The sequence below is a fragment of the Kitasatospora sp. NPDC004723 genome, from assembly GCF_040609255.1.
GTDB lineage: Bacteria > Actinomycetota > Actinomycetes > Streptomycetales > Streptomycetaceae > Kitasatospora.
This window is the reverse complement of record NZ_JBEXJT010000045.1, coordinates 40,036-64,161: the sequence shown is the minus strand read 5'-3', so window position 1 is coordinate 64,161 and position 24,126 is coordinate 40,036. Positions and strand designations below refer to the sequence as shown.

The window sequence follows — 24,126 nt, the reverse complement described above, 5'->3', positions numbered from 1 at the left end:
CACAGCGGGCCCCGTGCCGGCCGGAGACTTCAGCCCGCGGAGCGGCGGTGGGTCTCCGCCGCGACCGCGAGGTCCTCCCAGGCCATCCCGACACTCTTGAAGAACCGCGGCCGGTCGGTCGGCACCGGTGCCTCGCCGTTCACCAGCTCGGCCAGGTTCCACAGGGTGTCGGCGCCGGTCACCCCCGCCATCAGCAGGTCGCCGGCCTCCCGCAGCGCCACCGCGCGGGCCTCCACGTAGAGCGTGGACCGGCCGACCAGCACCTCGTCCACCTCCCGCGCGTCCACCTCGTGGGAGCCGACCGCCGCCACCGCCGCGTGGTCCGGGACCAGCGCGCCGTCGAACAGCGGGGTGCGCGCGGTGGTGCAGCAGACCACCAGGTCGGCGTCCGCCACGTCGGCGGAGGTGCCGACGGCCGCCGCCACACCGCGCGCCCGGGCGTACCGGGCCAGCGCCTCGGCGGGCTGCTCGCTGCGGGCCACCACGGTCACCCTGGTCAGCGGGCGGATGGCGAGCAGCGCGTCCAGGTGGCCGTAGGCCTGCGGGCCGGAGCCGAACAGCACCAGGTGCTCGGCCTGCGGCACCGCCAGCCGGTCCAGCGCGACGGCGGTGACCGCCGGAGTGCGCAGCGAGGTGAGCGCGACGCCGTCGATCAGGGCCAGCGGCTGCAGGGTCGGACCGTCGAGCAGCAGGTAGCTGCCGGTGATCCGGGGCAGCCCGGCCGACGGGTTGGCGGGAGCGACCCCGGCGACCTTCACCCCGACGTACCGGGTGGAGGCGGCCGGCATCAGCAGCAGCTCCCCGGCGGGCACCGGCACGGCCGAGCGGGCGGGCGCGGTCTCCGGGTCCAGCCCCTCGATCAGCACCCGCTCGATCGCCCCGGCAGCCTCGGCGGGCGTCAGCCCGACCGGGGCGGCGGCAAGGACGTCCACCGGGCCCGACGCGGCGGGCTGGAGCGGCTCAGCCGCCGCGCCGGGCGTTTCCGGGGTCCGCGCGGCGGCGGGCGCCGTCCGCAGGTCCCCGCTCACAGCAGGAACCCCGCGCCGAGGGTGTCCTGCGGGTCGAGCACGAAGCGGTGCTCGCCGGTGCGGTGCGCGGTGCCGGTCACCTCGGTGACCACGCCGTCGCCCCACGGGTCGCCGCCGGCCAGCACCCGCCCGCCGAAGACGGTGCCGACGATCGACTCGTGCCGCAGCTCCTCACCGGGCGCGAGCCGTCCCTCGGCGGCCAGGATCGCCAGCCGGGCCGAGGTGCCGGAGCCGCACGGCGAACGGTCGATCTGACCGTCCGCGAACACGGTGACGTTGCGCTGGTTCGGCGCGCCCCCCTCCGCGGGGAGCTCGTCGTACAGGATGACCCCGTAGACACCCGACAGGCGCGGGTCGACGGGGTGCCGCACGGCCGGGGAGCCGGCCAGCGCGGCGCGGATCTCCCGCCCGATCGCGGTGAGTTCGGGCAGCTGCCCGAGGCTCACCGAGAGGCCGAGCGCGGCGGCCGGCACCGAGGCGTAGCAGGCGCCGGAGTGCGCGACGGCCACCTCGACGGTGCCGCGCGAGGTCTCCACCGGCAGCTTCAGCTCGCTCACCCAGGCGGGCACGTTGCGGAACGTCACCCCGGTGGTCCGTCCGGCGGCCCGGTGGACCAGCGCGGTGACCCGGCCGGACGGCACGTCGATCCGCACCCGGGCGACGCCGTAGTCGGGCGCCGCGACCAGCCCGGAGTCGACGGCCCAGGCGCCGAGCGCGATGGTGCCGTGGCCGCAGGCGGTCGAGTAGCCGTCCTTGTGCCAGAACAGCACGCCGAAGTCGGCCTCGTCGTCGTCCGCCGGGACCAGGAAGCCGCCGTACATCCCGGCGTGGCCGCGCGGCTCGCGGGTGAGCAGCTGCCGGATGTCGTCCAGCGCGCTCGGCCGGGGCGCGGTCGCCGTGCCGCCCGCGCCGATGGCGATGGCCCGCCGCTCGGCGACGCTGTCCCCGGGGATCACCGGCGCGCCGGCGACGACGATCCGGAACGGCTCGCCGGCCGTGTGGTAGTCGACGGTGTCCACGTGCAGGGACGCGCCGTCGACGGCGTCGATGCCGTCAATGGGCTGCGCCGGCATCAGGCACCCCCGGCCGGCAGCAGGGTGACGGTGCGGCTCTGGGTGTAGAAGTCCAGCGCCGCCTGCCCCTGCTCGCGCGCGCCGTGGCTGGCGCCCTTGGCGCCGCCGAACGGCAGGTGGAAGTCGACGCCGCTGGACGGCGCGTTGACCCGGATCATGCCCGCGTTCAGCCGGTCGGCGGCGGCCAGCGCCGCGTCCAGGTTCCCGGTGTGCACCGAGGCGGACAGCGTGTACGGGGTGTCGTTGGCGAGCGCGATCGCCTCGTCCAGGTCGGCCGCCGGGTGCAGCAGCGCGATCGGGCCGAAGAACTCCTCGCGCCGCAGCGGGTGGTCGTCCGGCACCCCGGCGACCAGGGTCGGCTCCAGGTACCAGCCGGCCCGCTCCGGGACGCTGCCACCGGTCAGCACCTCGGCGCCGGCCTCCTGGGCGGAGGTGACGGCCGCGGTGATCTCGTCCCGGGTGGCCTCGTTGATGACCGGGCCGCAGGAGGTCTCGTCGACCGCGGCGAGCGCCTTGACCAGCGCGGCGCGCAGCGGCTCGTACGCCTCGCCGACCGCGACGACCCGGCTGGTGGCGGTGCACTTCTGGCCCGCGTAGCCGGCGATCGCGTTGGCGAGGTGGGCGGCGGCCTGGTCGAAGTCGGCGTCCGGCAGGACGATCGCGGTGTTCAGCCCGCCGAGCTCGGCCTGCACCGGGATACCGCGCTCGGTGGCGGTGCGGACGACCTGCCGGCCGACCCCGGTGGAGCCGGTGAAGGAGACCACGTCGGCCGCGGCGACCAGGGTGCCGCCCTCGGCGCCGCCGCCGGGCAGCACGGTGAAGACGTCCGCGGGCAGCCCGGCCCCGGCGATCAGCTCGCCCAGCCGACGCGCGACGCCGATCGCCTCCGAGGAGGGCTTGAGGACGACGCTGTTGCCGACGGCCAGCGCCGGGGCGGCCTTCCAGGTCGGGATCGCCAGCGGGAAGTTCCACGGCGTGATCAGCCCGGCGACGCCGTACGGGCGGCGGCGGGTGAGCAGCAGGCCGGGACCGCCGGCGGTCTCGTGCACCTCGCCGGAGGCCGCGAACGGCGCCTGCGCGTAGTAGCGCCAGATCGCGACGGTGCGGGCGACCTCGCCGCGCGCCTCGGCGATCGGCTTGCCGACCTCGCGCACCACCAGCTCGGCCAGCTCCTCGGCGTGCGTCTCGACCGCCTCGGCGATCCGGGTGAGCGCGGCCGAGCGGCCGCCGGCGCCGGCCGCGAGCCAGCCGGGCTGGGCGGCGCGGGCACGGGCGACGGCGGCCTCGACGGCTTCGGTGCCGGGGCGGGGCGCCTCGGCGACGAGGTCCGCGGGGTCGGCGGGGTTGTACGAACGGATCGTCACTGGGGGCAGCCCTTCGGGGGATTCGACGGGAGGGGTGGGACGGGACCGGCCGGGCGGTCAGAGCAGGAAGCCGGCCGGGAACGGGTCGGTGGGGTCGAGGAAGTACTGGGCGGTGCCGGTGACCCAGGCCCGGCCGGTGACGGTCGGCACCACCGCGGGACGCCCGGCCACCTCGGTCTCCTCGACCAGGCGGCCGATGAAGGTGGTCCCGATGAAGGAGTCGTTGCGGAAGTCCCGGTCCAGCGGCAGCTCGCCGCGCGCGTGCAGCTGGGCCATCCGGGCGGAGGTGCCGGTGCCGCAGGGCGAGCGGTCGAACCAGCCGGGGTGGATGGCCATCGCGTGCCGGGAGTGCTCGGCGGTGGAGCCGGGGGCGAGCAGCTGGACGTGGTGGCAGCTGTGGATGGACGGGTTCTCCGGGTGCACCGGCCGGTCCGGGCCGGCGTTGATGGCGTCCATCAGGGCCAGGCCCGCGTCCAGGATGTCCTGCTTGCGCTCCCGCTCGAACGGCAGGCCGAACTCCTCGAGCGGCAGGATGGCGTAGAAGTTGCCGCCGTAGGCGAGGTCGTAGGTCACCGTGCCGAAGCCGGGCACCTCGATCTTCTGGTCCAGCGCCACCGAGTAGGACGGCACGTTGCGGATGGTGACCGCCTTGGCGGCGCCGTTCTCCACCGCGACATCGGCGATCACCAGGCCCGCCGGGGTGTCCAGCCGGACGGTGGTGACCGGCTCGACGACCGGCACCATGCCCGTCTCCACCAGCACGGTGGCCACGCCGATGGTGCCGTGGCCGCACATCGGCAGCAGGCCGGAGACCTCGATGTAGAGCACGCCCCAGTCGGCGTCCGGCCGGGTCGGCGGCTGCAGGATGGCGCCGCTCATCGCGGCGTGGCCGCGGGGCTCGTACATCAGCAGCGTCCGGAAGTGGTCCAGGTGCTGCTGGAAGTGGACGCGGCGCTCGGCCATGGTGTCACCGGGGATGACGCCGAACCCCCCGGTGATGACCCGGGTGGGCATGCCCTCGGTGTGCGAGTCGACGGCGTGGAAGACGTGGCGGCTGCGCATCTGCTGACGCTCCGTGGGTGGTGGGTGGTGGAGGGGGGCGGCCCGTGGAGGGCCGCCAGGGGGCCGGCTGCCGCCGCAGCCGGCCGTCCCGGACTCCGGGAACTACGGGGTGCCGGTCAGGCGAGGCCCTCGGCCAGCGCCTTCTCGGTGGCCGCGCGGACGGCCGCCTCGATCTCCGGGGTCAGCGGCAGGCGCGGGGCGCGGGTCGGACCGCCGGGGCGGCCGGCGATGTCCATGGAGAGCTTGATCGCCTGGACGAACTCGGTCTTGGAGTCCCAGCGCAGCAGCTGGTGCAGCGCCTTGTACAGCGGCAGCGCGGTGCCCAGGTCGTGGGCGACGGCGGCCTGGTACAGCGCGACGCTCGCCTCGGGCAGCGCGTTCGGGTAACCGGCGATCCAGCCGACCGCGCCGGCCAGGGCCAGCTCCAGCAGCACGTCGTCGGCGCCGATCAGCAGGTCCAGGCCCGGGGCCAGCTCGGCGATCTCGTACGCCCGGCGGACGTCGCCGGTGAACTCCTTGACCGCGACGATCGAGCCCTCGCCGTGCAGCTCGGCGAGCAGCGACGGGACGAGGTCGACCTTGGTGTCGATCGGGTTGTTGTAGGCGACGATCGGCACGCCGGCCTTGGCGACCTCGGCGTAGTGGCCGCGGACGGCGGCGCGGTCGGCGCGGTAGGCGTTCGGCGGCAGCAGCAGGACGGAGCCGGCGCCGGCCTCGGCGGCCTGCTCGGCCCAGCGGCGGGACTCGGCGCTGCCGTAGGCGGCGACGCCGGGCATCACGCGGGAGCCGTCGCCGGCCGCCTCGACGGCGACCTCGACGACCTTGGCGCGCTCCTCGGGGGTGAGGGTCTGGTACTCGCCGAGCGAGCCGTTGGGGACGACGCCGTCACAGCCCGACTCGATCAGCCAGCGGACGTGGTCGGCGTAGGCGTCGTAGTCGACGGAGAGGTCCGGGCGCAGCGGCAGCGTGGTGGCGACCATGATGCCGCGCCAGGGCTTGGTGGCGTCGTGCAGGGTCTTGGACACAGGTGACTCCTTGGTGAGGTGTGACATTTTATTAGAGGGCACGCGGCGGACACAAGAGGCCTCGCCGGGCGATTTCGGGCGGGTCGGCCGGGAACCGGACGGATCCGGTCCCCGGCCGGCCGGGCTCAGTCCTGGTCGGTCCGGTCCGCCGCGAGCTGTCCGAGCGGAACGGGGCAGGAGAACGGCCGGCTGTCGGCCCGCACCTCCCCGTCCGCGGCGCCGCCGCCGGCCAGGCAGGCCACCGCCGGACCGCACATCCGGCCCTGGCACCAGCCCATCCCGGCCCTGGTCAGCAGCTTGACGGTGCGCGCGTCGCCCGCGCCCAGCTCGTCCACCGCCTCGCGGATCCGCCCGGCCGGGACCTCCTCGCAGCGGCAGACGTCGGTGTCCTCCCGCAGCCAGTCGGTCCAGCCCGGGCCGGGCCGGTGGGCGGCGGCCATCAGCTCGGCGAAGGCCCGCAGCCGGGAGCGCCGGCGCAGCAGCGCGGTGCGCACCGGCTGGTCGGCGACCGCGTGCGCGGCCAGCTCGCCCTCGGTGATCGCCAGGTCGGCGCCGCCGACCCCACAGGTCTCGCCGGCCGCCCAGAGCCCGGGGACGGTGGTCCTCAGGCGGGCGTCGACCTTGAGCGCCGCCGTCCCGTCGGGCGTGGTGCGGGTGGCCGCGCCCAACTCGGTGGCCAGCTCGATCTGCGGGACCAGGCCGTGGCCGACGGCGAGCGCGTCGCACTCGATCCGTCGCCCACTGCCGGGCACCGGACGCCATTCGGCGTCCAACCGGGCCACCGTGACGGCGGTGACCCGGTCCGTTCCGTGAACCTCGACGACCGCGCTGCGCGGCCGCAGCCGCACGCCGTGCCGCAGCAGCGCGGAGCCGTGCCCGGCACCCTCGACCAGCTTGGCCGGAACGGCGGCCAGCACGCCGGGGCGACGGGCGTACCCGAGGTACGCGGTGGCCTCGACCACCGCGGGCACCTCGGCGCCGGCGGTGACCAGCGAGGAGGCCGCCGCGAGCAGCAGCGGGCCGCTGCCGGCCACCACGATCCGCCGACCGGGCAGCACCAGGCCGGCCTTGAGCATGGCCTGGGCGCCGCCGGCGGTGACCACCCCGGGCAGGGTCCAGCCGGGGAAGGGCAGCTGCCGCTCGTACGCGCCGGTGGCGAGCAGCACGGCGGCCGAGCCGACGGTGGCCCGGTCCTCGGCGTCCGGGCCGGTGGTGACGTGCAGCCGCCAGTCGCGCTCCCCGGCGCGCTCCAGCGCCCACACCTGGTGGCCGGACAGCAGGTCGACCCGGCCGCTCGCGCGGTGGGCGGCGAGCCGGTCGGCGAGGCCGGTGTAGACGGACCAGCCGTGGTGCAGGCGGTCGGGCCGGGCGGCGCCGAGGCCGGGGGCCGGGTGGCGGTAGTACTGGCCGCCGGTGCTGCGGCCGGCGTCGACCAGGGCGCAGCGCAGCCCGAGGTCGGCGGCGGTCACGGCGGCGGCGAGGCCGGCCGGGCCGGCGCCGATCACCGCGAGGTCGTAGGGGCGCGGCTCACCGGCCACGGGGTCAGACGTCGAGCTCGGCACGGCCGTGGCCCTCCTGGGTGGTGACGGTGGTGCCGGGCTCGGCCGGCAGCAGGCAGGTGCGCTGGTTGGGCCGCCCGTCGACGGTGGCCAGGCAGTCGAAGCAGGCGCCGATCCCGCAGAACGCCCCGCGCGGCTTCCCGCCGACCCGGGTGGTGCGCCAGGCGAGCACGCCATCGGCCCACAGGGCGGCGGCGATGGTCTGCCCGGGCAGCGCGGGCACGGGCCGGCCGTCGAAGTCGATGGTGAACGCGGGCGCGGGTTCGGCCTCGACCAGATCCGCGGGGGTGCGGCTACGGCGCATGGGTGGGGGTTCTCCGTTCAGCTCAAGAGCCGATCGTGGGGTGGTCGGACGACCTGACCGCCAAGTGCACTTTGCAAAGTTGTCGCGCACTTTGCAAAGTGCGCGGCAAGCTCGGGCAAGGCCTGGGGCAGGGCCCCGGCAGGGCCCCGGGCGAAGCCCCGGGCCAGGCCCGGCCCGGCCTCAGGCGGCGTCGTCCTCGGCCGGAAAGCGGTCGGCCCGGAAGGGGGCGAGACCGAGATCCGGCTCCTTGCCGGTGAGCTGCTGGGCGATCAGCAGCCCGGTGGACGGGGCCAGACCGATACCCGCGCCCTCGTGACCGCAGGCGTGGTACAGCCCGGGCACCCGGGGGTCGGCGCCGATCGCGGGCAGGTGGTCCGGCAGGTAGGGCCGGAAGCCGCGGTAGGCGCGCATCACGTTCACCCCGGCCAGCACCGGGAAGAGCGCGGCGGCCTGGGCGGCCAGCCGGTGCAGCACCTCCACCGAGAGCGTCCGGTCGAAGCCGACCCGCTCACGGCTGGCGCCGATCAGCACCGGCCCGCCGGGCGTGCCCTCGACCACGGCCGAGGTCTGCAGCGCGGCGGAGCCGCTGGCCACGTCGGCCACGTAGTCGGCGGCGTACACCTTGTGCCGGACGATCCTCGGCAGCGGCTCGGTGACCAGCACGAACCCGCGCCGCGGCAGCACCGGCAGCCGGACGCCGGCCAGCCCGGCCAACTCGCCGCCCCAGGTGCCGGCGGCGTTGACCACGGCGGCCGCGTCCAGCCGCCGCCGCTCGGTCTCGACGCCGCGCACGGCGCCGTCGGCCCCGAGCCGCACGGCCCGGACGGCCTCGCCGGTGTACAGCCGCGCCCCGGCCCGGCGGGCCGCGCGCAGCAGGTGGGCGGCGGCCAGCGCGGGCTGGACCTGGGCGTCCTGGGGGTAGTGGAAGCCACCGGCCAGGCCGGGCGCGAGGTGCGGCTCCAGCTCGTTCAGCCGCTCGCCGGGGATCTCCTCGGCGGTGACGCCGACCTCCCGCTGCGCGGCCGCGAAGGCGCGCAGCGCCTCCTGCCGGGCGGGGGTCGCGGCGACCACCAGGCCGCCCTTGGCCTCGTACTCGACGGCGGCGCCGAACTCGTCGGAGAGTTCGCGCCACAGGCCGGTGGAGTGCAGGGCGAGGTCGAGCTCGGGGCCGGGCTCCTTGTCGGAGACCAGCAGGTTGCCCTCGCCGGCGCCGGTGGTGCCGCCGGCGACCGGACCGCGGTCGACGACGTCGACGGCGAGGCCGGCCCGGGCGGCGTAGTACGCGCAGGCGGCGCCGACGACACCGGCACCGACCACCACGACGTCGGGGAGTCTCTGGGAGTGGGACACGTCAGTAATATGTCACATGCCATCGAACCTGCCAAGACCACCCGCCCGGAACGGGCCAAAAACATCGAAAAGCCCCGGCCCGCCGCTCGGAAAGCGGCGGGCCGGGGCTCGGGGCCCGTGGCCGGACCTCAGGTCATCGGCCGGTTCAGGTGATGTCGTCCATCTGCTCGTGGCGGGCGGCCGGCACGTGGCCGGAGGCACTCGGCGTGCTCGACGCCTCGATCGCCTCGGCCCCGGCGACCGGCGCCACCGAGAGGTCCACCTGCGAGGCCTCCTCGTCGCTCAGCGCGAGGTCCGGGTTGCGCCGGGCCCTGCGCCGGTCGTTCAGCATCGCCACCCCGACCGCGAGGAAGTACAGCGCCCAGATCGGCGCGGCCAGCGCCAGCATGCTGAGCGGGTCGGCGCTGGGCGTCGCGAAGGCGGCGAACACGGTGATGCCCATCACCATGCCGCGCCACCAGCCCAGCAGCCGCTTGCCGGTGACCATGCCGACCAGGTTCAGCATCACCAGCAGCAGCGGGAACTCGAAGGCCAGACCGAAGACCAGCACCAGCCGGGTGGCGATGTCGAAGTAGTCCGCGGGCGGCAGGATCGGCGTGGTCTTGTCCGGGGTGAACGAGATCAGCACCTGGACCGTCACCGGCAGCAGCAGGATCGCCAGGGTCACACCGGCCAGGAACAGCGGAGCGCCGCACGCCATGAAGATCACGGTGTACTTGCGCTCGTGCTTGTGCAGACCGGGCGCCACGAAGGCCCACAGCTGGTACAGCCAGACCGGGACGGTGACGACCACACCGACCGTCAGGGCGACCTTGAGCATCCAGTTGAAACCGGCGGTCAGACCGATGGTGGAGACCTGCGCGCACTTGCCCTTGGTGGTCTCGATGGTCTCCGGGGTGCACTGCGGCAGCGGCTTGAGCAGCAGCGTCTCGATCTGCTTGTGGAAGATCAGCGCGACGATCGTGATCACCACGATCGCCAGGACCGACTTGACCACGCGGTTCCGCAGTTCCCGCAGGTGGTCGGCGAGGGCCATCCGCCCCTCGGGATCCTTGGGCGTCTTCGACGCCTTGGTGAGCTTGCTCAACCCCGGTCCTCAACTCGTGCGTCGAGGCCCGCCGGTCGACGGGCCTCCAGTGGTCGCGTGCGCCGCGCGCTCAGCGCGCCCCGCCGTCCGGAGCGGACTGCCCGGTGGGCTGCTCGTTCACCGGACGGGCGGTCTCGGGCGCGCCCGGGGCGGACTGGATGGTCTTCGCCGTACCACCGTCGGCCACCGCCGGGGCGGACGGCGCCGGGGTGTCGGCGGTGCCGTCGGTGCGCATCGCCTTGGCCTCGCTCTTGAGGATCCGGGCCGACTGGCCCAGGGAACGCGCCAGCTCCGGCAGCCGCTTGGCACCGAAAAGCACAATGGCGATGACCGCGACCACGAGGATCGCGGTGAACGAGACCCGCATGCTCGACCACCTTCAGTCTCGGCGGCATCCGACGGGCCGCCCGCTGCGGGGATGGTAACCGCTGCGGGTGACGCCGTGACGTCGGCCGCCCGAACAGGACAGCGGCCCCCGTTCGCGCTCAGGAGCCAACTGAGAGCGTAACGCGCCCCTACCTCCGAAGAGCAGCCCCCGGTGCGCCCCGTTCGACATGACCGGCAGGTCCGCGACGGTCCGCCGCACTCCGTGCGCCGGGGTGAACGCTCCGTACGCCGGACCGCGGCGGGCCCGCGCGCCGTCAGGAGCGGGCCGCCGCCGAGGCCGCGAGGTCGCCGGCCGCCTCGGCCAGCGCCCGGGAGGCGGCGTCCACGCCCTTGGCCAGGGCCCGCACGTCCATCCAGAGCCGGACCGCGAGGACGCCGAGCACCAGCAGGCCGGCGGTGGCGAGGAGGACGGCGGCGACGAGCATCCAGGACATGTCCCCCACCCTATCCGCCCCGCTCACCCCTCGGCCGGCACCAGCCGCATGGTCCGCACCCCGGCCGCGGTCAGCGCGGCGACGATCTTCTCCCCGGCGGGCTTGCGCACCGCCGCCCCGCACAGCGGGCACCCGAAGCTGTAGTGCGGCTGCGCCGCCGCGCGGCCGAACGTCAGGCGGAACGCCTCGACCGGCAGCTCCACCTTCTCCCGGCACTCCGAGCAGTACACCTTGAATCTGGTACCGGGCTCCACGGCTCAGACCCGCCCCTCCCCGTAGTGCGCCAGCGCCTCCAGCGCCGCCGCCCGCGCCTGCCCGGCCAGCTCCGGCGGCGAGACGATCCGCCCGTCGCGGCCCAGCCGCAGCGCCAGCGGGCGCAGCTGCGAGGGGTCGGCGCTGCGCAGGGTGATCCGCAGCCCGCCGTCGGGCAGTTCCTCGGCCCGGTCGTGGGTGTAGTACTCGGCGACCCAGCGGCCACCGGAGGAGACCTCGACGACGACCTCGGGGTCGTCGGCGGAGGGGTTGACCAGCCCGCCGGAGAGGTCGCGCGGCTCACGCTTGGGCGGATCGGCGGGGACGTCCAGGACCTTGATCTCGGCGACCCGGTCGAGCCGGAACATCCGGTGGTCCTCGGAGGTCCGGCACCAGGCCTCCAGGTAGGTGTGGCCCTCGGTGAGCAGCCGGATCGGGTCGACCTCGCGCTCGGTCATGCCGCCGCGGCCGTGCGAGTAGTAGCGCAGCCAGAGCCGGCGGCCCTCGCTGAGGGCGCGGTCGATGTCGGCGAAGACGTGGCTCTCGGCCTCGAAGGTCACGCCGACCCGGGCGCTGCCCTCGGCGTTCTCCCCCGCCGCGTTCTCGATCTTGGCGACGGCCCGGGTGAGCGCCTCGCGGTCGCCGGCCCGCAGGCCGGGCAGTCCGGCGACGGCGCGGGCGGCGACCAGCAGCGCGGTCGCCTCGTCGGCGGCCAGCCGCAGCGGCTGGGCGACGTCGTCGACGTTGTGCCACCAGATCCGCTCGCCGTCGGTGTCGATGTCGAGCAGGTCGCCGCCGCGGAAGCTGGTTCCGCACATCGGCAGGACGTTGAGGTCGCCGATGAGTTCGCGCTCGCTGATGCCGAAGGCGCGGGCCACCTCGGCGACCTCGGCGCCGGGGCGCTCGCGCAGGTAGGTGACCAGCGAGAGCATCCGCCGGGTCTGGTCGATCGCGTTGCTCATGCCCGCACATCCTCCACCACGGTGCCGGCCACCGCACGCAGCCGGTCGATGACGTCGGCCCGCAGTTCCTCGGGGCCGACCACCAGCACGTCCGGCCCGAACTCGGCGAGGTCGGCGCCGAGCCCGTTGCCGTACGGGATCTCCAGTTCGTCCCAGCCGTCGTCGGCCCGCCGGGTGGCGAGCGCCTTGGTGCGCAGCGGGAAGCCCGCACCGCGGCGGACCCTGACCACGGCGGTGGCGGTGGCGCCCTCCCCGGCGAACTTGGCCACGGTGGCGCGGACGTCGACGTGCTCGGGCACCGTGCCGAGGAAGGCGCCGGAACGGGCCCGGACCTTGCCGGTGATCCGGCTGAGCCGGAAGACCCGGGCGTCCTCGCGGTCACGGTCCCAGCCGGCCAGGTACCAGTGACCGCGCCAGCACTCCAGGGCCCAGGGTTCGACACTGCGCTGTTCGACGGCGGCGGCGCCGGCCTTGCGGTACTCGAAGGTGACCGGGCGGCGGTCGCGGGCGGCGGTGAGCAGCGGTTCGAAGGCGGCCTCCCGGGCGGGGATGCGCGGTTCGAGGGCGGGGCGGCGCTCGGTCTCGGTGAAGGGGACGCCGGCGGCGCGGAGCTTCTGGAGCGCGCCGCTGGCGGCGCCGCTCATCTTGGCCTGCTGCCAGACCCGGGCGGCGAGGGTGAGCGCGGCGGCCTCCTCGGCGTCGAGGGCGATCTCGGGCAGGCGGTTGCGGTCGGCGCGGGCGAGGTAGCCGAGTTCGCCGTCGAGGGCGTTCTCGTCGACGTCGATGACCAGTCCGAGTTCGCGCAGGTCGTCCTTGTCCCGCTCGAACATCCGGTTGAAGGCTTCCTCGCTGCTGTTCTGCCAGGCTTCGCGGTAGGCCTCGATGGACTCCCGCAGCTCCTTCTTGGAGAGCGGACGTCTGGTGTTCATCAGGCACAGGGCGAGATTCATCAGCCGCTCTGCCTTGGCGATCGCCATCGCTGACCCTTCCGGTGTGCCGCGCCGCGCGCGGGGTGCGCCCGCCGGGCGTCGTCGTTGACCCGGCGGGACCGACCGTACCGGTAGCGGTACACCGTGCAAAAGCCGAGTCCGCGAACATCCCCGAACACGTGGGGCCGCACCCCCCTCAGGGGGTGCGGCCCTGGCGATCAGCGTCCTCAGACGGAGATCAGGTCGACCACGAAGATCAGGGTCGAGCCCGCGGGGATGAGCGGGCTGGGCGACTGGTTGCCGTAGGCCAGGTGCGGCGGGATGGTCAGCTCGCGCCGGCCGCCGACCTTCATGCCGGCGACACCCTGGTCCCAGCCCTTGATGACCCGGCCGCCGCCGAGCGGGAACTTGAAGGTCGAGCCGCGGTTCCAGCTGGCGTCGAACTCCTCGCCGGTCGCGAAGGTGACGCCGACGTAGTGGACCTCGACGACCTGGCCCGGCTTGGCCTCCTCGCCGGTGCCGACGACGATGTCGCGGATCTTCAGCTCGGCCGGCGGGTCGCCGACCGGGAAGTCGATCTCGGGCTTGCTCACTAGTACCTCATCTCACGGTTGGTTCGTTCCACGACCAAGCGGCGGGCGCCCGCACCCCGGTCCGTTCCCAGACCACGGTACGGGCGCCCGCCGCCCGTCCGGGCCTCGGCCACGCGGCCGGGCCCGGAGGTCACACGTACACCATTGTCACCCGAAAGTGGATCAGCCCTGACCGGCGTCGAGGATGTCGACGACGAAGACCAGCGTGGAGTTGGCCGGGATCTCGTTCTGGGCCTGGTCCTTGTAGCCGAGCGAGGCCGGGATGACGAGTTCGACCCGGCTGCCGATGGTCTGGCCCTCCAGTCCCTGGTCCCAGCCGGCGATGACCTGGCCGCCGCCGAGCGGGAAGGAGAACGCCTGGCCGCGGGTCAGCGAGGAGTCGAAGACCTTGCCGTCCTTGTACAGGGCGCCGGTGTACTGGACGAGGATCTTCTCGCCCTTCTCGACCTTGCGGCCCTCGCCCTTGATGAGGACGTGGCTCTTGAGCTCGGTCGGGTCGGCCGCGCCGGGCACCGGGGTGATGTCGGCGGGCTTCTTGCCGTTGTCCTTGACCTGCGGGAAGTCCGCGGGCGGCGGGGTCACGGTGCCGCTGACGACGGCGTCGGGGGCGTTGCTGTTGCGGATGTCGATGACGAAGATCAGATTGTCCTTCGCCCCGATCGACATGCTGGGGTTGCCCTGGGCGCCGAAGGCGGCGGCCGGCGGGGCGACGACCAGCAGCCGGGATCCGGCCTTCTTGCCGATGACCGCCTGGTCGAGCGCCGGGATGAGCGCATCGGTGCCGGCCTGGAAGATCTGCGGCTTGCCCTTGTCATCGTAGGACGAGGGGATGTCCTTGCCGGTGTTCCAGTCCTTGCCGGTGTAGTCGACGGAGGTCCAGGAGTTCTTCTCGACCTTGGCGCCGTTGCCCTCGGAGAGGACCTTGACGACGAAGTTGCCGTCGGCCTGGTCGGCGGGCACCTCGATGGTGGCCTTGCTGCCGAAGTCGCCGGTGACGTTGGGCAGCACCTTGGCGCTGTCCTTGATCGGCGGGACGGGCTCGGCGGACGGCGTCGCCGGGGCGGACTTGGCGGCGTCCGGCTTGGCGGCGGCGGTGTCGTCCGAGCCGTCCTTGTTCACCAGGTACAGGGTGACGGCGCTGCCGATGAGCAGGACGCCCAGGACTGTGCCGAGGATCACGCCGAGCTTGCCGACGTTGCCCGGGTTCTCGTCGTAACCGGCCTCGGAGGTGTCCCCGCGGCGGACGGTGGACGCGAAGATCTGCGGGGCCTCGTCGGTCTTCGTCCCGGTGGCCCGCGGAGCTTCCCCGGACCCGCCCCACCCGGCCTGCTGCTTCAGGATCGCCGGGGGCACGATGATCGACTCACCGTCGCCCGGGAGCGGGCCGCCGGGCCGCGAGTCGGCCGGGTCGCCGGCGGAGTTACCAGGCGTGGTGCCGGACCCGCCCGGGCTCGACGCTTTCTCAGACATGACTCCCCATCCATCTCGCCACGAGGTCTTCGAGGTCTACGGCCGGCGTGGTGGCGCCGGGGTGCTGCCGCACTGCCCGCCCGGACCCCGGGCGCCGGCGGCGCCTACCACAGTGCGAGGGCAGTATGACAGGTCAGGATGAGGGCGGGCGCTTGCCCGTGCGAGCGCCCGCCCAAGCGTACGGACTCCCCCGGGCTCGAACCAGCCCGCGCCGGGGATCTCCGCTGATCCGGTGCTACACGGCCTCCAGGATGTCCACCACGAACACCAGGGTGGAGTTCGGCGGCACGGAGCCCTGTGCCTGGTCCTTGTAGCCGAGCGCCGGCGGCACCACCAGCAGGACCCGGCTGCCGACGTTCTGGCCGACCAGGCCCTTGTCCCAGCCCTCGATCACGCTGCCGGTGCCGATCTGCAGGGCCTGGGCGCCGCCGTGGCTCCAGGAGGAGTCGAACTGCTGGCCGTTGCTCCACAGCACCCCGGTGTACTGCACGACCAGGGTCTGCCCGGACTTGACCTGCTTGCCCTCGCCCTTGATCAGCACGGCCTGCTGGAGGTCGGCCGGCGGGGCCTCCCCGGCCGGCACGGTGATGGTCACGGCGGCCTTGCCGTTGTCCTTGACCTGCGGCAGGTTCGTCGGCGCCTGCGTCATGGTGCCGGACAGCGTGGAGTCCGGCGGCAGGCTCTCCATGATGTCCAGCACGAAGACCACGGTGTCGCCGGGGCCGACGCCGAGCTGGGTGGAGCCCTGGGTGCCGAAGGCGGCGGCCGGCGGGGCGACGACCAGCAGCCGGCTGCCGACCTTCTTGCCGATCACGCTCTGGTCGAAGGCCGGCACCAGCTGCCCGCTGCCCGCCTGGTAGAGCTGCGGCTTGCCGCCGGAGTCGTAGGAGCTGGGCAGGTCCTTGCCGGTGGTCCAGTCCTTGGCGGTGTAGTTGACCGTCACCCAGTCGCCCTTGTTGACCGCCGGGCGGTCCCCCTCGCTGACGGTGTTCACCACGAACTGACCGCTGGGCTGCTGGCCCTCGGGGATGGTGATGGTGGCCTTGCTCCCGAAGCCCCCGCCGGACAGCACCGGCATCGGCGAGGCCTCGTTCACCGGGGCGGGCACGGTGGGCGCGGCGGTCGGCGACGCCGTGGGCGTGGCCTGACCGGCGGGCTTGGTGGAGCTGCTGCAGGCCACCGCCAGCAGCAGGGGCAGGGTGAGAAGCAACCCGGCGGTGCGGCGCACGGCGTTCCTAACTGTCGGTCAAAGTCGGCTCTCCGGACTCCGGCTCCGGACTCGACGGACAGCGTATGCGCAGACGGCGCCCGGTCCCGGTAGGCACCACCGGGACCGGGCGCCGCGAAGATCACACCGACGGACGACGGGGGCCGCGCGCCGCTCCCCCGCCCGCGCGCCGGTCACATGCCGGCGATGAGCTTCTCCACCCGCTCGTCGACGGACCGGAACGGGTCCTTGCAGAGCACGGTGCGCTGCGCCTGGTCGTTCAGCTTGAGGTGCACCCAGTCGACGGTGAAGTCGCGGCGCTGCTCCTGCGCCCGGCGGATGAAGTCGCCGCGCAGCCGGGCCCGGGTGGTCTGCGGCGGGATCGACTTGGCCTCGAAGGTCTTGAGGTCGGTGGTCACCCGCTGCGCCTGGTTCTTGGCCTGGAGCAGGTAGAACAGGCCGCGACGGCGGTGGATGTCGTGGTAGGCGAGGTCGATCTGGGCGACCCGGGGGTTGCTCATGCTCATCTGGTGCTTCTCGCGGTAGCGCTCGATGAGCTTGTACTTCATGATCCAGTCGATCTCGGTGGCGACCCCGTCGAGGCGTTCGGTCCTGACCGCCTCCAGGGTGCGGCCCCACAGGTCGAGGACGCGCGCGATGGTGCCGGTGTTGATGCCCTTGCGGTCGGCGAACTCCAGGGCCTTGGTGTAGTACTCCTCCTGGATGTCGAGCGCGCTGGCCTCCCGGCCGTTGGCGAGCCGTACCTGGTGGGTGCCGGTGAGGTCGTGGCTGACCTCGCGGATCGCCCGGATCGGGTTCTCCAGGGTGAGGTCGCGCATCACCACGCCGGCCTCGATGAGCCGCAGCACCAGGTCTGTGGCGCCCACCTTGAGCAGGGTGGTGGTCTCCGACATGTTGGAGTCGCCGACGATCACGTGCAGCCGGCGGTAGCGCTCGGCGTCGGCGTGCGGCTCGTCGCGGGTGTTGATGATCGGGCGGGAGCGGGTGGTCGCCGAGCTGACGCCCTCCCAGATGTGCTCGGCGCGCTGGCTGACGCAGTAGACCGCGCCGCGGGGGGTCTGCAGCACCTTGCCGGCGCCGCAGATGAGCTGCCGGGTCACCAGGAACGGGATGAGCACGTCGGCCAGCCGGGAGAACTCGCCGTGCCGGGCCACCAGGTAGTTCTCGTGGCAGCCGTAGGAGTTGCCGGCGGAGTCGGTGTTGTTCTTGAAGAGGTAGACGTCGCCGGCGATGCCCTCCTCGTGCAGCCGCCGTTCGGCGTCGACCAGCAGACCTTCGAGGATGCGCTCGCCCGCCTTGTCGTGCGTCACCAGCTCGACGACGTCGTCGCACTCGGGGGTGGCGTACTCGGGGTGGGAGCCGACGTCGAGGTACAGGCGGGCACCGTTGCGCAGGAACACGTTGCTGCTGCGGCCCCAGGAGACTACGCGGCGGAAGAGGTAGCGGGCGACCTCGTCCGGGGACAGCCTGCGCTGCCCGCGGAACGTGCAGGTGACTCCGTACTCGTTCTCCAGCCCGAAAATTCGGCGGTCCATGGGCCATCCATTCTCTGATGGGAGCTGTCCGAAACCGCCTCCGCGAAAGCCCGTCCGGGCCGCCGCAGGGGCACCGGGGTCCCGTGCGGCCGCCGCCGTCGCCGGCCGCCGTACGGGACCCCGTGGGCACTACTGGTCGGAGTCGCCGGGCGGGGTGGCCGCCAGCTTCCCCTTGTCGTCCGCGTCGTCCGAGTCGTCCGACTCGGCGGACTGGTCGCCGTCGAGCAGCCGGGCGAGCTGGCCGCCCAGGATCCGCTTGAACTTGCGCTGCTGGAAGCGCTGGCGGTCCAGGACCGCCACCTCCAGCTGGTCGGGAGTGAGGGTGCGCGGGCTGCCGCCGTTGGGGTCGCGGGCGAGCGAGTCCACGGCCACCTTGACGGCCTCGGTGAGCGAGAAGCCGCTGCGGTGGCGCTGGCCGAGGTAGTTGCCGATCGAGTCGGCGTTGCCGCCGACCACGACGTAGTTCTTCTCGTCGACCACCGAGCCGTCCGGGGTGAGCCGGTAGATCTGGTCGTCCTCGGCCGTGCGGCCGACCTCGGCGACGATCAGCTCGACCTCGTAGGGCTTCTCGCCGACCGAGGAGAAGATGGTGCCGAGCGTCTGGGCGTAGACGTTGGCCAGGCCCCGGGCGGTGACGTCGGCCCGGTCGTAGGTGTAGCCGCGCAGGTCGGCGTAGCGGACGCCGCCGATGCGCAGGTTCTCGAACTCGTTGTACCGGCCGACCGCCGCGAAGGCGATCTTGTCGTAGATCTCGGACACCTTGTGCAGGGCCCGGGAGGTGTTCTCGGCGACGAAGACGATGCCGTCCGCGTAGGTGAGCACGACCACGCTGCGACCGCGCGCGATGCCCTTGCGGGCGTACTCCGCGCGGTCCGCCATGGCCTGCTGGGGGGAGACGTAGAACGGTGTGGACACCGGCGATCGTCCCTTCCTTCCTCAGTTGATGGCTAGAGCAGCGGGGCCTGCGGCCCGTTGGGGTGGGCCAGGCGCTGGTCGGTGATGGAGACGGCGATCTCGGTGACCTCGGCCTCGGTGAGCCGGCGGAAGCCGTCCTCGGTGATCAGCGAGACGATCGGGAAGATCTTGCGGGCGAGGTCGGGGCCGCCGGTGGCGGAGTCGTCGTCGGCCGCGTCGTAGAGCGCCTGGACCACCATGGTGGCGGCCTGGTCGGCCGTCAGGTCGTCGCGGTGGAGCTTCTTCATCGAGCCGCGGGCGAAGACCGAGCCGGAGCCGGTGGCGGCGAAGCCGCGCTCCTCGGAACGGCCGCCGGTGACGTCGTAGGTGAAGATCCGGCCGCGGCCGAGGTCGAGGTCGTAGCCGGCGAACATCGGGACGACCGCCAGGCCCTGCATCGCCATGCCGAGGTTGCCCCGGATCATGGTGGTGAGCCGGTTGGCCTTGCCCTCCAGGGAGAGCACGGTGCCCTCGATCTTCTCGTAGTGCTCCAGCTCCAGCTGGAACATCCGGACCATCTCGATCGCGAGGCCGGCGGTGCCGGCGATGCCGATCGCGCTGTACTCGTCGGCCGGGAAGACCTTCTCCATGTCCCGCTGGGCGATCACGTTGCCCATGGTCGCGCGGCGGTCACCGGCGAGGACCACGCCGCCGTCGAAGACCGCGGCGACGATGGTCGTGCCGTGCGGGGCCTCGATGACGCCCTCGGGCAGCCGGCGCCGGCCGGGGATCAACTCGGGCCGGTGGGCCTCCAGGAAGTCGAGGAACGACGAGGACCCCGGGGTCAGGAAGGCAGCCGGTAGACGCCCGGTGCCACGAGTGTTGGCTTCCACACGATTCCTTCCAGGTAGCTTGAAGCGCGCACTGCCCGCACCCTACCGGCCGGACGATCACTGTCCAGCACGGTGCGGGGCCGGACCGGACGGACGGACGGCTCCCGCCGCCCGTCCGCCGTCATCGTTCGCGACCGTGGATTCCCGGAATGCCGCCGGGCAGCCTCCCGGATTCCGGACGGAATTACTGTCCGCCCTTTTGCACGAACTGCCGCACGAAATCCTCGGCGTTCGATTCCAGGACCTCGTCGATTTCGTCCAGAACCGCGTCGACGTCGTCGCTCAGCTTTTCCTGGCGTTCCTTGAGGTCATCCGAATTCTGCGCTTCCGCGGCCTGCTCCTCGACCTCCTCGGAGGAGCGGTTCGCCCGCTGCTGGCCGCCGCCGGTGTCCTTGCTCGCCATTTACCTCACCCCGCTCGATCGTCTGGCACGGTTTGGTCGTTGCTTGCTGCACCGACCCTATACACAAGGTGCGACAACCCGCTTCCGGTTTGCCGGTGGCGCTTCCTGTCCAACGTCCGCCGTCACCCCGGATGATTCCCATTTGCCCGGCGTTCACCCGTGGTGATCGGAAAGTGACCCGGCTACCCGCCGGAGAGGACCCGCAGCAGGTCCTCCGCCGTGCGGCAGCGGTCCAGCAGCTCCTTGACGTGGTTGCGGGTGCCGCGCAGCGGCTCCAGGGTGGGCACCCGCTGGAGCGAGTCCCGGCCCGGCAGGTCGAAGATCACCGAGTCCCAGGAGGCCGCCGCGACGTGCTCGGCGTACTGTTCCAGGCAGCGCCCGCGGAAGTACGCCCGGGTGTCCTCCGGCGGCTTGCCGACGGCCCTGACGACCTCCTCCTCGGTCAGCAGCCGGTCGAACCGGCCGCGGGCCACCAGGCGGTTGTAGAGGCCCTTCTCGGGCCGCACGTCGCTGTACTGGAGGTCGACCAGCTGCAGCCGCGGGCTGTCCCACTCCAGGCCGTCCCGGCTGCGGTAGCCCTCCAGGATCTCCCGCTTGGCGATCCAGTCCAGCTGGCGGGAGAGCGACATCGGGTCGCGCTCCAGGCGGCCCAGCACGTCCTCCCAGCGGGCCAGTACGTCCACGGTCTGCTCGTCGGCGTCGGTGCCGAAGCGGTCCTCGACGTACTTGCGGGCCAGCTCGAAGTACTCCAGCTGGAGCTGGACGGCGGTGAGCCGGCGCCCGCTGCGCAGCGTGACCAGGTGCTTCAGCGTGGGGTCGTGGGAGATCCGGTGCAGGGTGCGCACCGGCTGGTCGACGGCCAGGTCGGAGGTGATGAAGGCGTCCTCGATCATGGCCAGGACCAGCGAGGTGGTGCCGAGCTTGAGGTAGGTGGAGATCTCCGAGAGGTTGGCGTCCCCGATGATCACGTGCAGCCGGCGGTACTTCTCGGCGTCGGCGTGCGGTTCGTCCCGGGTGTTGATGATCGGCCGTTTGAGGGTGGTCTCCAGGCCGACCTCGACCTCGAAGAAGTCGGCGCGCTGGCTGATCTGGAAGCCGTGGGCGGAGCCGTCCTGGCCGATGCCGACCCGGCCGGCGCCGGTGACCACCTGGCGCGAGACGAAGAAGGGGGTGAGGTGGCGGACGATGTCGGCGAACGGGGTCGCCCGCTTCATCAGGTAGTTCTCGTGGGTGCCGTAGGAGGCGCCCTTGTTGTCGGTGTTGTTCTTGTAGAGGTGGATGTTCTGCCCGTTGGGCAGCTCCAGCGCGCGCTGTGCGGCGGCCGCCATGATCCGTTCGCCGGCCTTGTCCCAGAGCACGGCGTCGCGCGGGTTGGTCACCTCGGGCGAGCTGTACTCGGGGTGCGCGTGGTCCACGTAGAACCGCGCGCCGTTGGTGAGGATGACGTTGGCGAGGCCGATGTCCTCGTCGGTCAGCTGGCTGGCGTCGGCGACGTCCCGTGCGAGGTCGAAGCCCCGGGCGTCGCGCAGCGGATTCTCCTCCTCGAAGTCCCAGCGGGCCCGCCGTGCCCGGTGCATCGCCGCCGCGTACGCGTTGACGATCTGGGACGAGGTGAGCATGGCGTTGGCGTTGGGGTGCCCGGGCACGGAGATCCCGTACTCGGTCTCGATGCCCATCACGCGCCGTACGGTCATGCGGCCCTCCTTGCCCGGTGGGCCGCCCCCGGCGGGCGGTCCACGCTGACGTACCGCTGAACAACACCGACGCCGGCCGTCTGCCCGCGAACGGTGGGTCGAGCCTAGAACGCGGTACCGACCGGCGGGTCCCGAGACGCGCCGTCCGGCTGCGGGGCCGCGAGGCGCCACAGCCGGACGGGGTGCGAGCGTTCCGGGAGGCCCGGACCGGGTCGGTTACAGGTACTGCCCGGTGTTCGCGACAGTGTCGATGGAGCGGCCGGACTCGGCGCCCTGCTTCCCCGTGACCAGGGTGCGGATGAAGACGATCCGCTCGCCCTTCTTGCCGGAGATCCGGGCCCAGTCGTCCGGGTTGGTGGTGTTCGGCAGGTCCTCGTTCTCCTTGAACTCGTCCACGCAGGCGTTGAGCAGGTGGGAGACCCGCAGACCGCGCTGGCCGTGGTCGAGGTAGTCCTTGATGGCCATCTTCTTGGCCCGGTCGACGATGTTCTGGATCATCGCGCCGGAGTTGAAGTCCTTGAAGTACAGGACCTCCTTGTCACCGTTGGCGTAGGTGACCTCCAGGAAGCGGTTCTCCTCGGTCTCGGAGTACATCCGCTCCACCACCGACTGGATCATCGCCGCCACCGTGGCCTCGACGGAGCCGTCGTGCTCCTTGACGTCGTCCGGGTGGAAGGGCAGCGAGTCCTTGAGGTACTTGGAGAAGATGTCCTTGGCCGCCTCGGCGTCCGGGCGCTCGATCTTGATCTTGACGTCCAGGCGGCCGGGCCGCAGGATCGCCGGGTCGATCATGTCCTCGCGGTTCGAGGCGCCGATGACGATGACGTTCTCCAGGCCCTCCACGCCGTCGATCTCGGCGAGCAGCTGGGGGACGATGGTGTTCTCGACGTCCGAGCTGACACCGGAGCCGCGGGTGCGGAAGAGGGACTCCATCTCGTCGAAGAAGACGATGACGGGGGTGCCCTCGCCGGCCTTCTCGCGGGCCCGCTGGAAGACCAGGCGGATCTGCCGCTCGGTCTCGCCGACGTACTTGTTGAGCAGCTCGGGGCCCTTGATGTTGAGGAAGTAGCTCTTCCCCTGGGGGCGGCCGGTGACCTCGGCGACCTTCTTGGCCAGCGAGTTCGCCACGGCCTTGGCGATCAGCGTCTTGCCGCAGCCGGGCGGGCCGTAGAGCAGCACGCCCTTGGGCGGGCGCAGCTCGTACTCCTTGAAGAGCTCGGCGTGCAGGTAGGGCAGCTCGACCGCGTCGCGGATCAGCTCGATCTGGTTGGACAGGCCGCCGATCTGGCGGTAGTCGATGTCCGGGACCTCCTCGAGGACCAGTTCCTCGACCTCGGCCTTCGGCACGACCTCGTACACGTAGCCGGAACGCGGTTCCAGCAGCAGGGCGTCCCCCGCCCGGAGGGTGGTCTCGCGCAGCGGTTCGGCGAGGCGCACCACCCGCTCCTCGTCGGTGTGGCCGATGACCAGGGCCCGCTCGCCGTCCTCCAGGACCTCCTTGAGGGTGACGAGGTCGCCGATGCGCTCGAAGGCCATCGCGTCCACGATGTTGAGGGCCTCGTTGAGCATGACTTCCTGGCCGCGCCGCAGCTCGTCGAGGGCGACGTTGGGGCTGACGTTCACGCGGAGCTTGCGGCCGCCGGTGAAGATGTCGGCGGTGTCGTCCTCGTTGGCGCTGAGGAAGACGCCGAATCCGGCCGGGGGCTGTGCCAGCCGGTCCACTTCCTCCTTGAGGGCCACGATCTGGTCGCGGGCCTCACGCAGGGTGGAGGCGAGCCGTTCGTTCTGGGCGGTCACGCCGGCCAGGTTGGTCTGGAGCTCGACGATCCGCTCTTCGAGGATTCTCGAATTGCGCGGCGAGTCGGCGAGCTTGCGGCGCAGCACGGCGATTTCCTGCTCAAGGTACGAGACCTGAGCGGCCTCGTCGGAACCACGAGCGGGCCTGCCGGTGCTGCGGTTGTAGTCGTCATCGTGGGCTGCCACGGTCCTCACCTCCTCCGGGGAGCTGGACGCTTCCAGACCCTACCTGGGACCAGGGGTCCGTAAACCCCTAGATCAAGAAAGATGGAACGGGCGTGTCCGATCTTCGCCCTCGCGTGCTTCCCCTCTGCTAGGGGGATACCCACCGCGCACGGGCCAAAGCGGACCAGATGTATCGTCGATCGAGTCGATATCCGATCGCGACCGACGCACGGGGTCCGATCGTTGTACGAATGGCGGGAATGCCCCAGGACGGGGCGTCCCGGGACAGAAACGGCGGACAATCATCATGTCGGTGAGCGAGTCGAAGGCGGCTTCCGAGCCGCTGGAGGTGTGGATCGACCAGGATCTGTGCACCGGCGACGGCATCTGCGCGCAGTACGCGCCGGAGGTCTTCGAGCTGGACATCGACGGCCTCGCGTATGTGAAGGGCGAGGACGACGAGTTGCGCCAGCAGCCCGGCGAGACGGTGCCGGTGCCGCTGACGCTGCTTCAGGACGTCGTGGACTCGGTGAAGGACTGCCCCGGCGACTGCATCCACGTGCGCCGGGCCGCGGACGGCGTCGAGGTGTACGGGCCTGACGCGGAGTAGGGGTTCGTCACCACGAGCCGCTGGACAG

General features: G+C 72.6%; 24 protein-coding genes. 1 reads left to right on the top strand and 23 read right to left on the bottom strand.

The annotated features are described in order from the left end of the window. Positions 1 to 29: 29 nt before the first annotated feature. The 23 genes from ABZW10_RS31085 to arc all read right to left on the bottom strand — a co-directional run bounded on the left by ABZW10_RS31085 (position 30) and on the right by arc (position 23,509). Complete coding sequence (locus tag ABZW10_RS31085) at positions 30 to 1,028, bottom strand: ornithine cyclodeaminase family protein (RefSeq protein ID WP_355372504.1); 999 nt, start codon at positions 1,026 to 1,028, stop codon at positions 30 to 32. Further along, the gene (locus ABZW10_RS31080) at positions 1,025 to 2,101 is read right to left on the bottom strand and encodes a proline racemase family protein (protein WP_355372501.1); all 1,077 of its coding nucleotides are present in this window, start codon (positions 2,099 to 2,101) and stop codon (positions 1,025 to 1,027) included. The genes ABZW10_RS31085 and ABZW10_RS31080 overlap by 4 nt, the downstream gene beginning before the upstream one ends. After that, complete coding sequence (locus ABZW10_RS31075) at positions 2,101 to 3,465, bottom strand: aldehyde dehydrogenase family protein (RefSeq protein ID WP_355372498.1); 1,365 nt, start codon at positions 3,463 to 3,465, stop codon at positions 2,101 to 2,103. Before ABZW10_RS31075 ends, ABZW10_RS31080 begins: the two co-directional genes overlap by 1 nt. A 57-nt stretch (positions 3,466 to 3,522) precedes the next feature. After that, the gene (locus tag ABZW10_RS31070; protein ID WP_355372495.1) at positions 3,523 to 4,527 is read right to left on the bottom strand and encodes a proline racemase family protein; all 1,005 of its coding nucleotides are present in this window, start codon (positions 4,525 to 4,527) and stop codon (positions 3,523 to 3,525) included. A gap of 116 nt (positions 4,528 to 4,643) precedes the next feature. Beyond that, complete coding sequence (locus ABZW10_RS31065) at positions 4,644 to 5,552, bottom strand: dihydrodipicolinate synthase family protein (protein ID WP_355372493.1); 909 nt, start codon at positions 5,550 to 5,552, stop codon at positions 4,644 to 4,646. Positions 5,553 to 5,677: 125 nt separating this feature from the next. Continuing rightward, on the bottom strand, positions 5,678 to 7,114 hold the full coding sequence (locus ABZW10_RS31060; protein ID WP_355372490.1) for an NAD(P)/FAD-dependent oxidoreductase: 1,437 nt from the start codon (positions 7,112 to 7,114) through the stop codon (positions 5,678 to 5,680). Beyond that, on the bottom strand, positions 7,095 to 7,415 hold the full coding sequence (locus ABZW10_RS31055; protein ID WP_355372488.1) for a (2Fe-2S)-binding protein: 321 nt from the start codon (positions 7,413 to 7,415) through the stop codon (positions 7,095 to 7,097). The genes ABZW10_RS31060 and ABZW10_RS31055 overlap by 20 nt, the downstream gene beginning before the upstream one ends. A gap of 180 nt (positions 7,416 to 7,595) precedes the next feature. Continuing rightward, positions 7,596 to 8,765: an FAD-binding oxidoreductase gene (locus ABZW10_RS31050; RefSeq protein WP_355372485.1), complete on the bottom strand. Its 1,170-nt coding sequence runs from the start codon at positions 8,763 to 8,765 to the stop codon at positions 7,596 to 7,598. Positions 8,766 to 8,910: 145 nt separating this feature from the next. Further along, the gene (tatC, locus tag ABZW10_RS31045) at positions 8,911 to 9,852 is read right to left on the bottom strand and encodes a twin-arginine translocase subunit TatC (protein ID WP_355372483.1); all 942 of its coding nucleotides are present in this window, start codon (positions 9,850 to 9,852) and stop codon (positions 8,911 to 8,913) included. Positions 9,853 to 9,922: 70 nt separating this feature from the next. Beyond that, a complete protein-coding gene (gene tatA / locus ABZW10_RS31040) occupies positions 9,923 to 10,219 on the bottom strand; it encodes a Sec-independent protein translocase subunit TatA (RefSeq protein ID WP_355372480.1) in 297 nt (98 codons plus the stop codon). Positions 10,220 to 10,493: 274 nt separating this feature from the next. Continuing rightward, positions 10,494 to 10,673 carry a hypothetical protein gene (locus ABZW10_RS31035; RefSeq protein WP_355372477.1) on the bottom strand — a complete coding sequence of 60 codons (180 nt, stop codon included), beginning with the start codon at positions 10,671 to 10,673 and terminating at the stop codon, positions 10,494 to 10,496. A 23-nt stretch (positions 10,674 to 10,696) separates the two neighbouring features. Continuing rightward, the gene (locus ABZW10_RS31030; protein ID WP_355372474.1) at positions 10,697 to 10,903 is read right to left on the bottom strand and encodes a hypothetical protein; all 207 of its coding nucleotides are present in this window, start codon (positions 10,901 to 10,903) and stop codon (positions 10,697 to 10,699) included. A gap of 27 nt (positions 10,904 to 10,930) precedes the next feature. After that, the gene (locus tag ABZW10_RS31025) at positions 10,931 to 11,887 is read right to left on the bottom strand and encodes a WYL domain-containing protein (protein WP_355372471.1); all 957 of its coding nucleotides are present in this window, start codon (positions 11,885 to 11,887) and stop codon (positions 10,931 to 10,933) included. Beyond that, positions 11,884 to 12,864 carry a WYL domain-containing protein gene (locus tag ABZW10_RS31020; protein WP_355372468.1) on the bottom strand — a complete coding sequence of 327 codons (981 nt, stop codon included), beginning with the start codon at positions 12,862 to 12,864 and terminating at the stop codon, positions 11,884 to 11,886. Before ABZW10_RS31020 ends, ABZW10_RS31025 begins: the two co-directional genes overlap by 4 nt. A 179-nt stretch (positions 12,865 to 13,043) precedes the next feature. Further along, on the bottom strand, positions 13,044 to 13,409 hold the full coding sequence (locus ABZW10_RS31015) for an FKBP-type peptidyl-prolyl cis-trans isomerase (RefSeq protein ID WP_355372465.1): 366 nt from the start codon (positions 13,407 to 13,409) through the stop codon (positions 13,044 to 13,046). Positions 13,410 to 13,571: 162 nt separating this feature from the next. Then, positions 13,572 to 14,879 carry an FKBP-type peptidyl-prolyl cis-trans isomerase gene (locus tag ABZW10_RS31010; RefSeq protein WP_355372462.1) on the bottom strand — a complete coding sequence of 436 codons (1,308 nt, stop codon included), beginning with the start codon at positions 14,877 to 14,879 and terminating at the stop codon, positions 13,572 to 13,574. 235 nt (positions 14,880 to 15,114) lie between these two features. Further along, entirely contained in the window at positions 15,115 to 16,107 is a 993-nt protein-coding gene (locus tag ABZW10_RS31005) for an FKBP-type peptidyl-prolyl cis-trans isomerase (protein ID WP_355372459.1), read from the bottom strand. A gap of 173 nt (positions 16,108 to 16,280) precedes the next feature. Then, positions 16,281 to 17,642, bottom strand: a complete 1,362-nt coding sequence (gene pafA / locus ABZW10_RS31000; protein ID WP_355372456.1) for a Pup--protein ligase — start codon at positions 17,640 to 17,642, stop codon at positions 16,281 to 16,283. A 129-nt stretch (positions 17,643 to 17,771) separates the two neighbouring features. After that, the gene (gene prcA / locus ABZW10_RS30995) at positions 17,772 to 18,557 is read right to left on the bottom strand and encodes a proteasome subunit alpha (RefSeq protein WP_355372453.1); all 786 of its coding nucleotides are present in this window, start codon (positions 18,555 to 18,557) and stop codon (positions 17,772 to 17,774) included. Between the two features lie 32 nt (positions 18,558 to 18,589). Continuing rightward, positions 18,590 to 19,429, bottom strand: coding sequence for a proteasome subunit beta (gene prcB / locus ABZW10_RS30990; RefSeq protein WP_355372450.1), 840 nt, complete (start codon positions 19,427 to 19,429; stop codon positions 18,590 to 18,592). A 184-nt stretch (positions 19,430 to 19,613) separates the two neighbouring features. Then, positions 19,614 to 19,832: a ubiquitin-like protein Pup gene (locus ABZW10_RS30985; protein ID WP_344321819.1), complete on the bottom strand. Its 219-nt coding sequence runs from the start codon at positions 19,830 to 19,832 to the stop codon at positions 19,614 to 19,616. Between the two features lie 182 nt (positions 19,833 to 20,014). Continuing rightward, positions 20,015 to 21,526, bottom strand: coding sequence for a depupylase/deamidase Dop (dop, locus tag ABZW10_RS30980; protein WP_355372447.1), 1,512 nt, complete (start codon positions 21,524 to 21,526; stop codon positions 20,015 to 20,017). 216 nt (positions 21,527 to 21,742) lie between these two features. Further along, positions 21,743 to 23,509, bottom strand: coding sequence for a proteasome ATPase (arc, locus tag ABZW10_RS30975; RefSeq protein WP_355372445.1), 1,767 nt, complete (start codon positions 23,507 to 23,509; stop codon positions 21,743 to 21,745). A 286-nt stretch (positions 23,510 to 23,795) separates the two neighbouring features. On the opposite strand from arc, the gene ABZW10_RS30970 reads away from it, so the two are divergent. Beyond that, on the top strand, positions 23,796 to 24,098 hold the full coding sequence (locus tag ABZW10_RS30970; protein ID WP_355372442.1) for a ferredoxin: 303 nt from the start codon (positions 23,796 to 23,798) through the stop codon (positions 24,096 to 24,098). Positions 24,099 to 24,126 lie beyond the last annotated feature (28 nt).

What these genes read in the sequence shown, in the direction of transcription:
- ABZW10_RS31010 (WP_355372462.1), bottom strand. Translation starts at nt 14,879, where the DNA reads ATGTCTGAGAAAGCGTCGAGCCCGGGCGGGTCCGGCACCACGCCTGGT.
- ABZW10_RS31055 (WP_355372488.1), bottom strand. Translation starts at nt 7,415, where the DNA reads ATGCGCCGTAGCCGCACCCCCGCGGATCTGGTCGAGGCCGAACCCGCG.
- ABZW10_RS31025 (WP_355372471.1), bottom strand. Translation starts at nt 11,887, where the DNA reads ATGAGCAACGCGATCGACCAGACCCGGCGGATGCTCTCGCTGGTCACC.
- ABZW10_RS30985 (WP_344321819.1), bottom strand. Translation starts at nt 19,832, where the DNA reads ATGGCGAGCAAGGACACCGGCGGCGGCCAGCAGCGGGCGAACCGCTCC.
- ABZW10_RS31035 (WP_355372477.1), bottom strand. Translation starts at nt 10,673, where the DNA reads ATGTCCTGGATGCTCGTCGCCGCCGTCCTCCTCGCCACCGCCGGCCTG.
- tatA (WP_355372480.1), bottom strand. Translation starts at nt 10,219, where the DNA reads ATGCGGGTCTCGTTCACCGCGATCCTCGTGGTCGCGGTCATCGCCATT.
- ABZW10_RS31080 (WP_355372501.1), bottom strand. Translation starts at nt 2,101, where the DNA reads ATGCCGGCGCAGCCCATTGACGGCATCGACGCCGTCGACGGCGCGTCC.
- dop (WP_355372447.1), bottom strand. Translation starts at nt 21,526, where the DNA reads ATGACCGTACGGCGCGTGATGGGCATCGAGACCGAGTACGGGATCTCC.
- ABZW10_RS31070 (WP_355372495.1), bottom strand. Translation starts at nt 4,527, where the DNA reads ATGCGCAGCCGCCACGTCTTCCACGCCGTCGACTCGCACACCGAGGGC.
- ABZW10_RS31020 (WP_355372468.1), bottom strand. Translation starts at nt 12,864, where the DNA reads ATGGCGATCGCCAAGGCAGAGCGGCTGATGAATCTCGCCCTGTGCCTG.
- ABZW10_RS30970 (WP_355372442.1), top strand. Translation starts at nt 23,796, where the DNA reads ATGTCGGTGAGCGAGTCGAAGGCGGCTTCCGAGCCGCTGGAGGTGTGG.
- pafA (WP_355372456.1), bottom strand. Translation starts at nt 17,642, where the DNA reads ATGGACCGCCGAATTTTCGGGCTGGAGAACGAGTACGGAGTCACCTGC.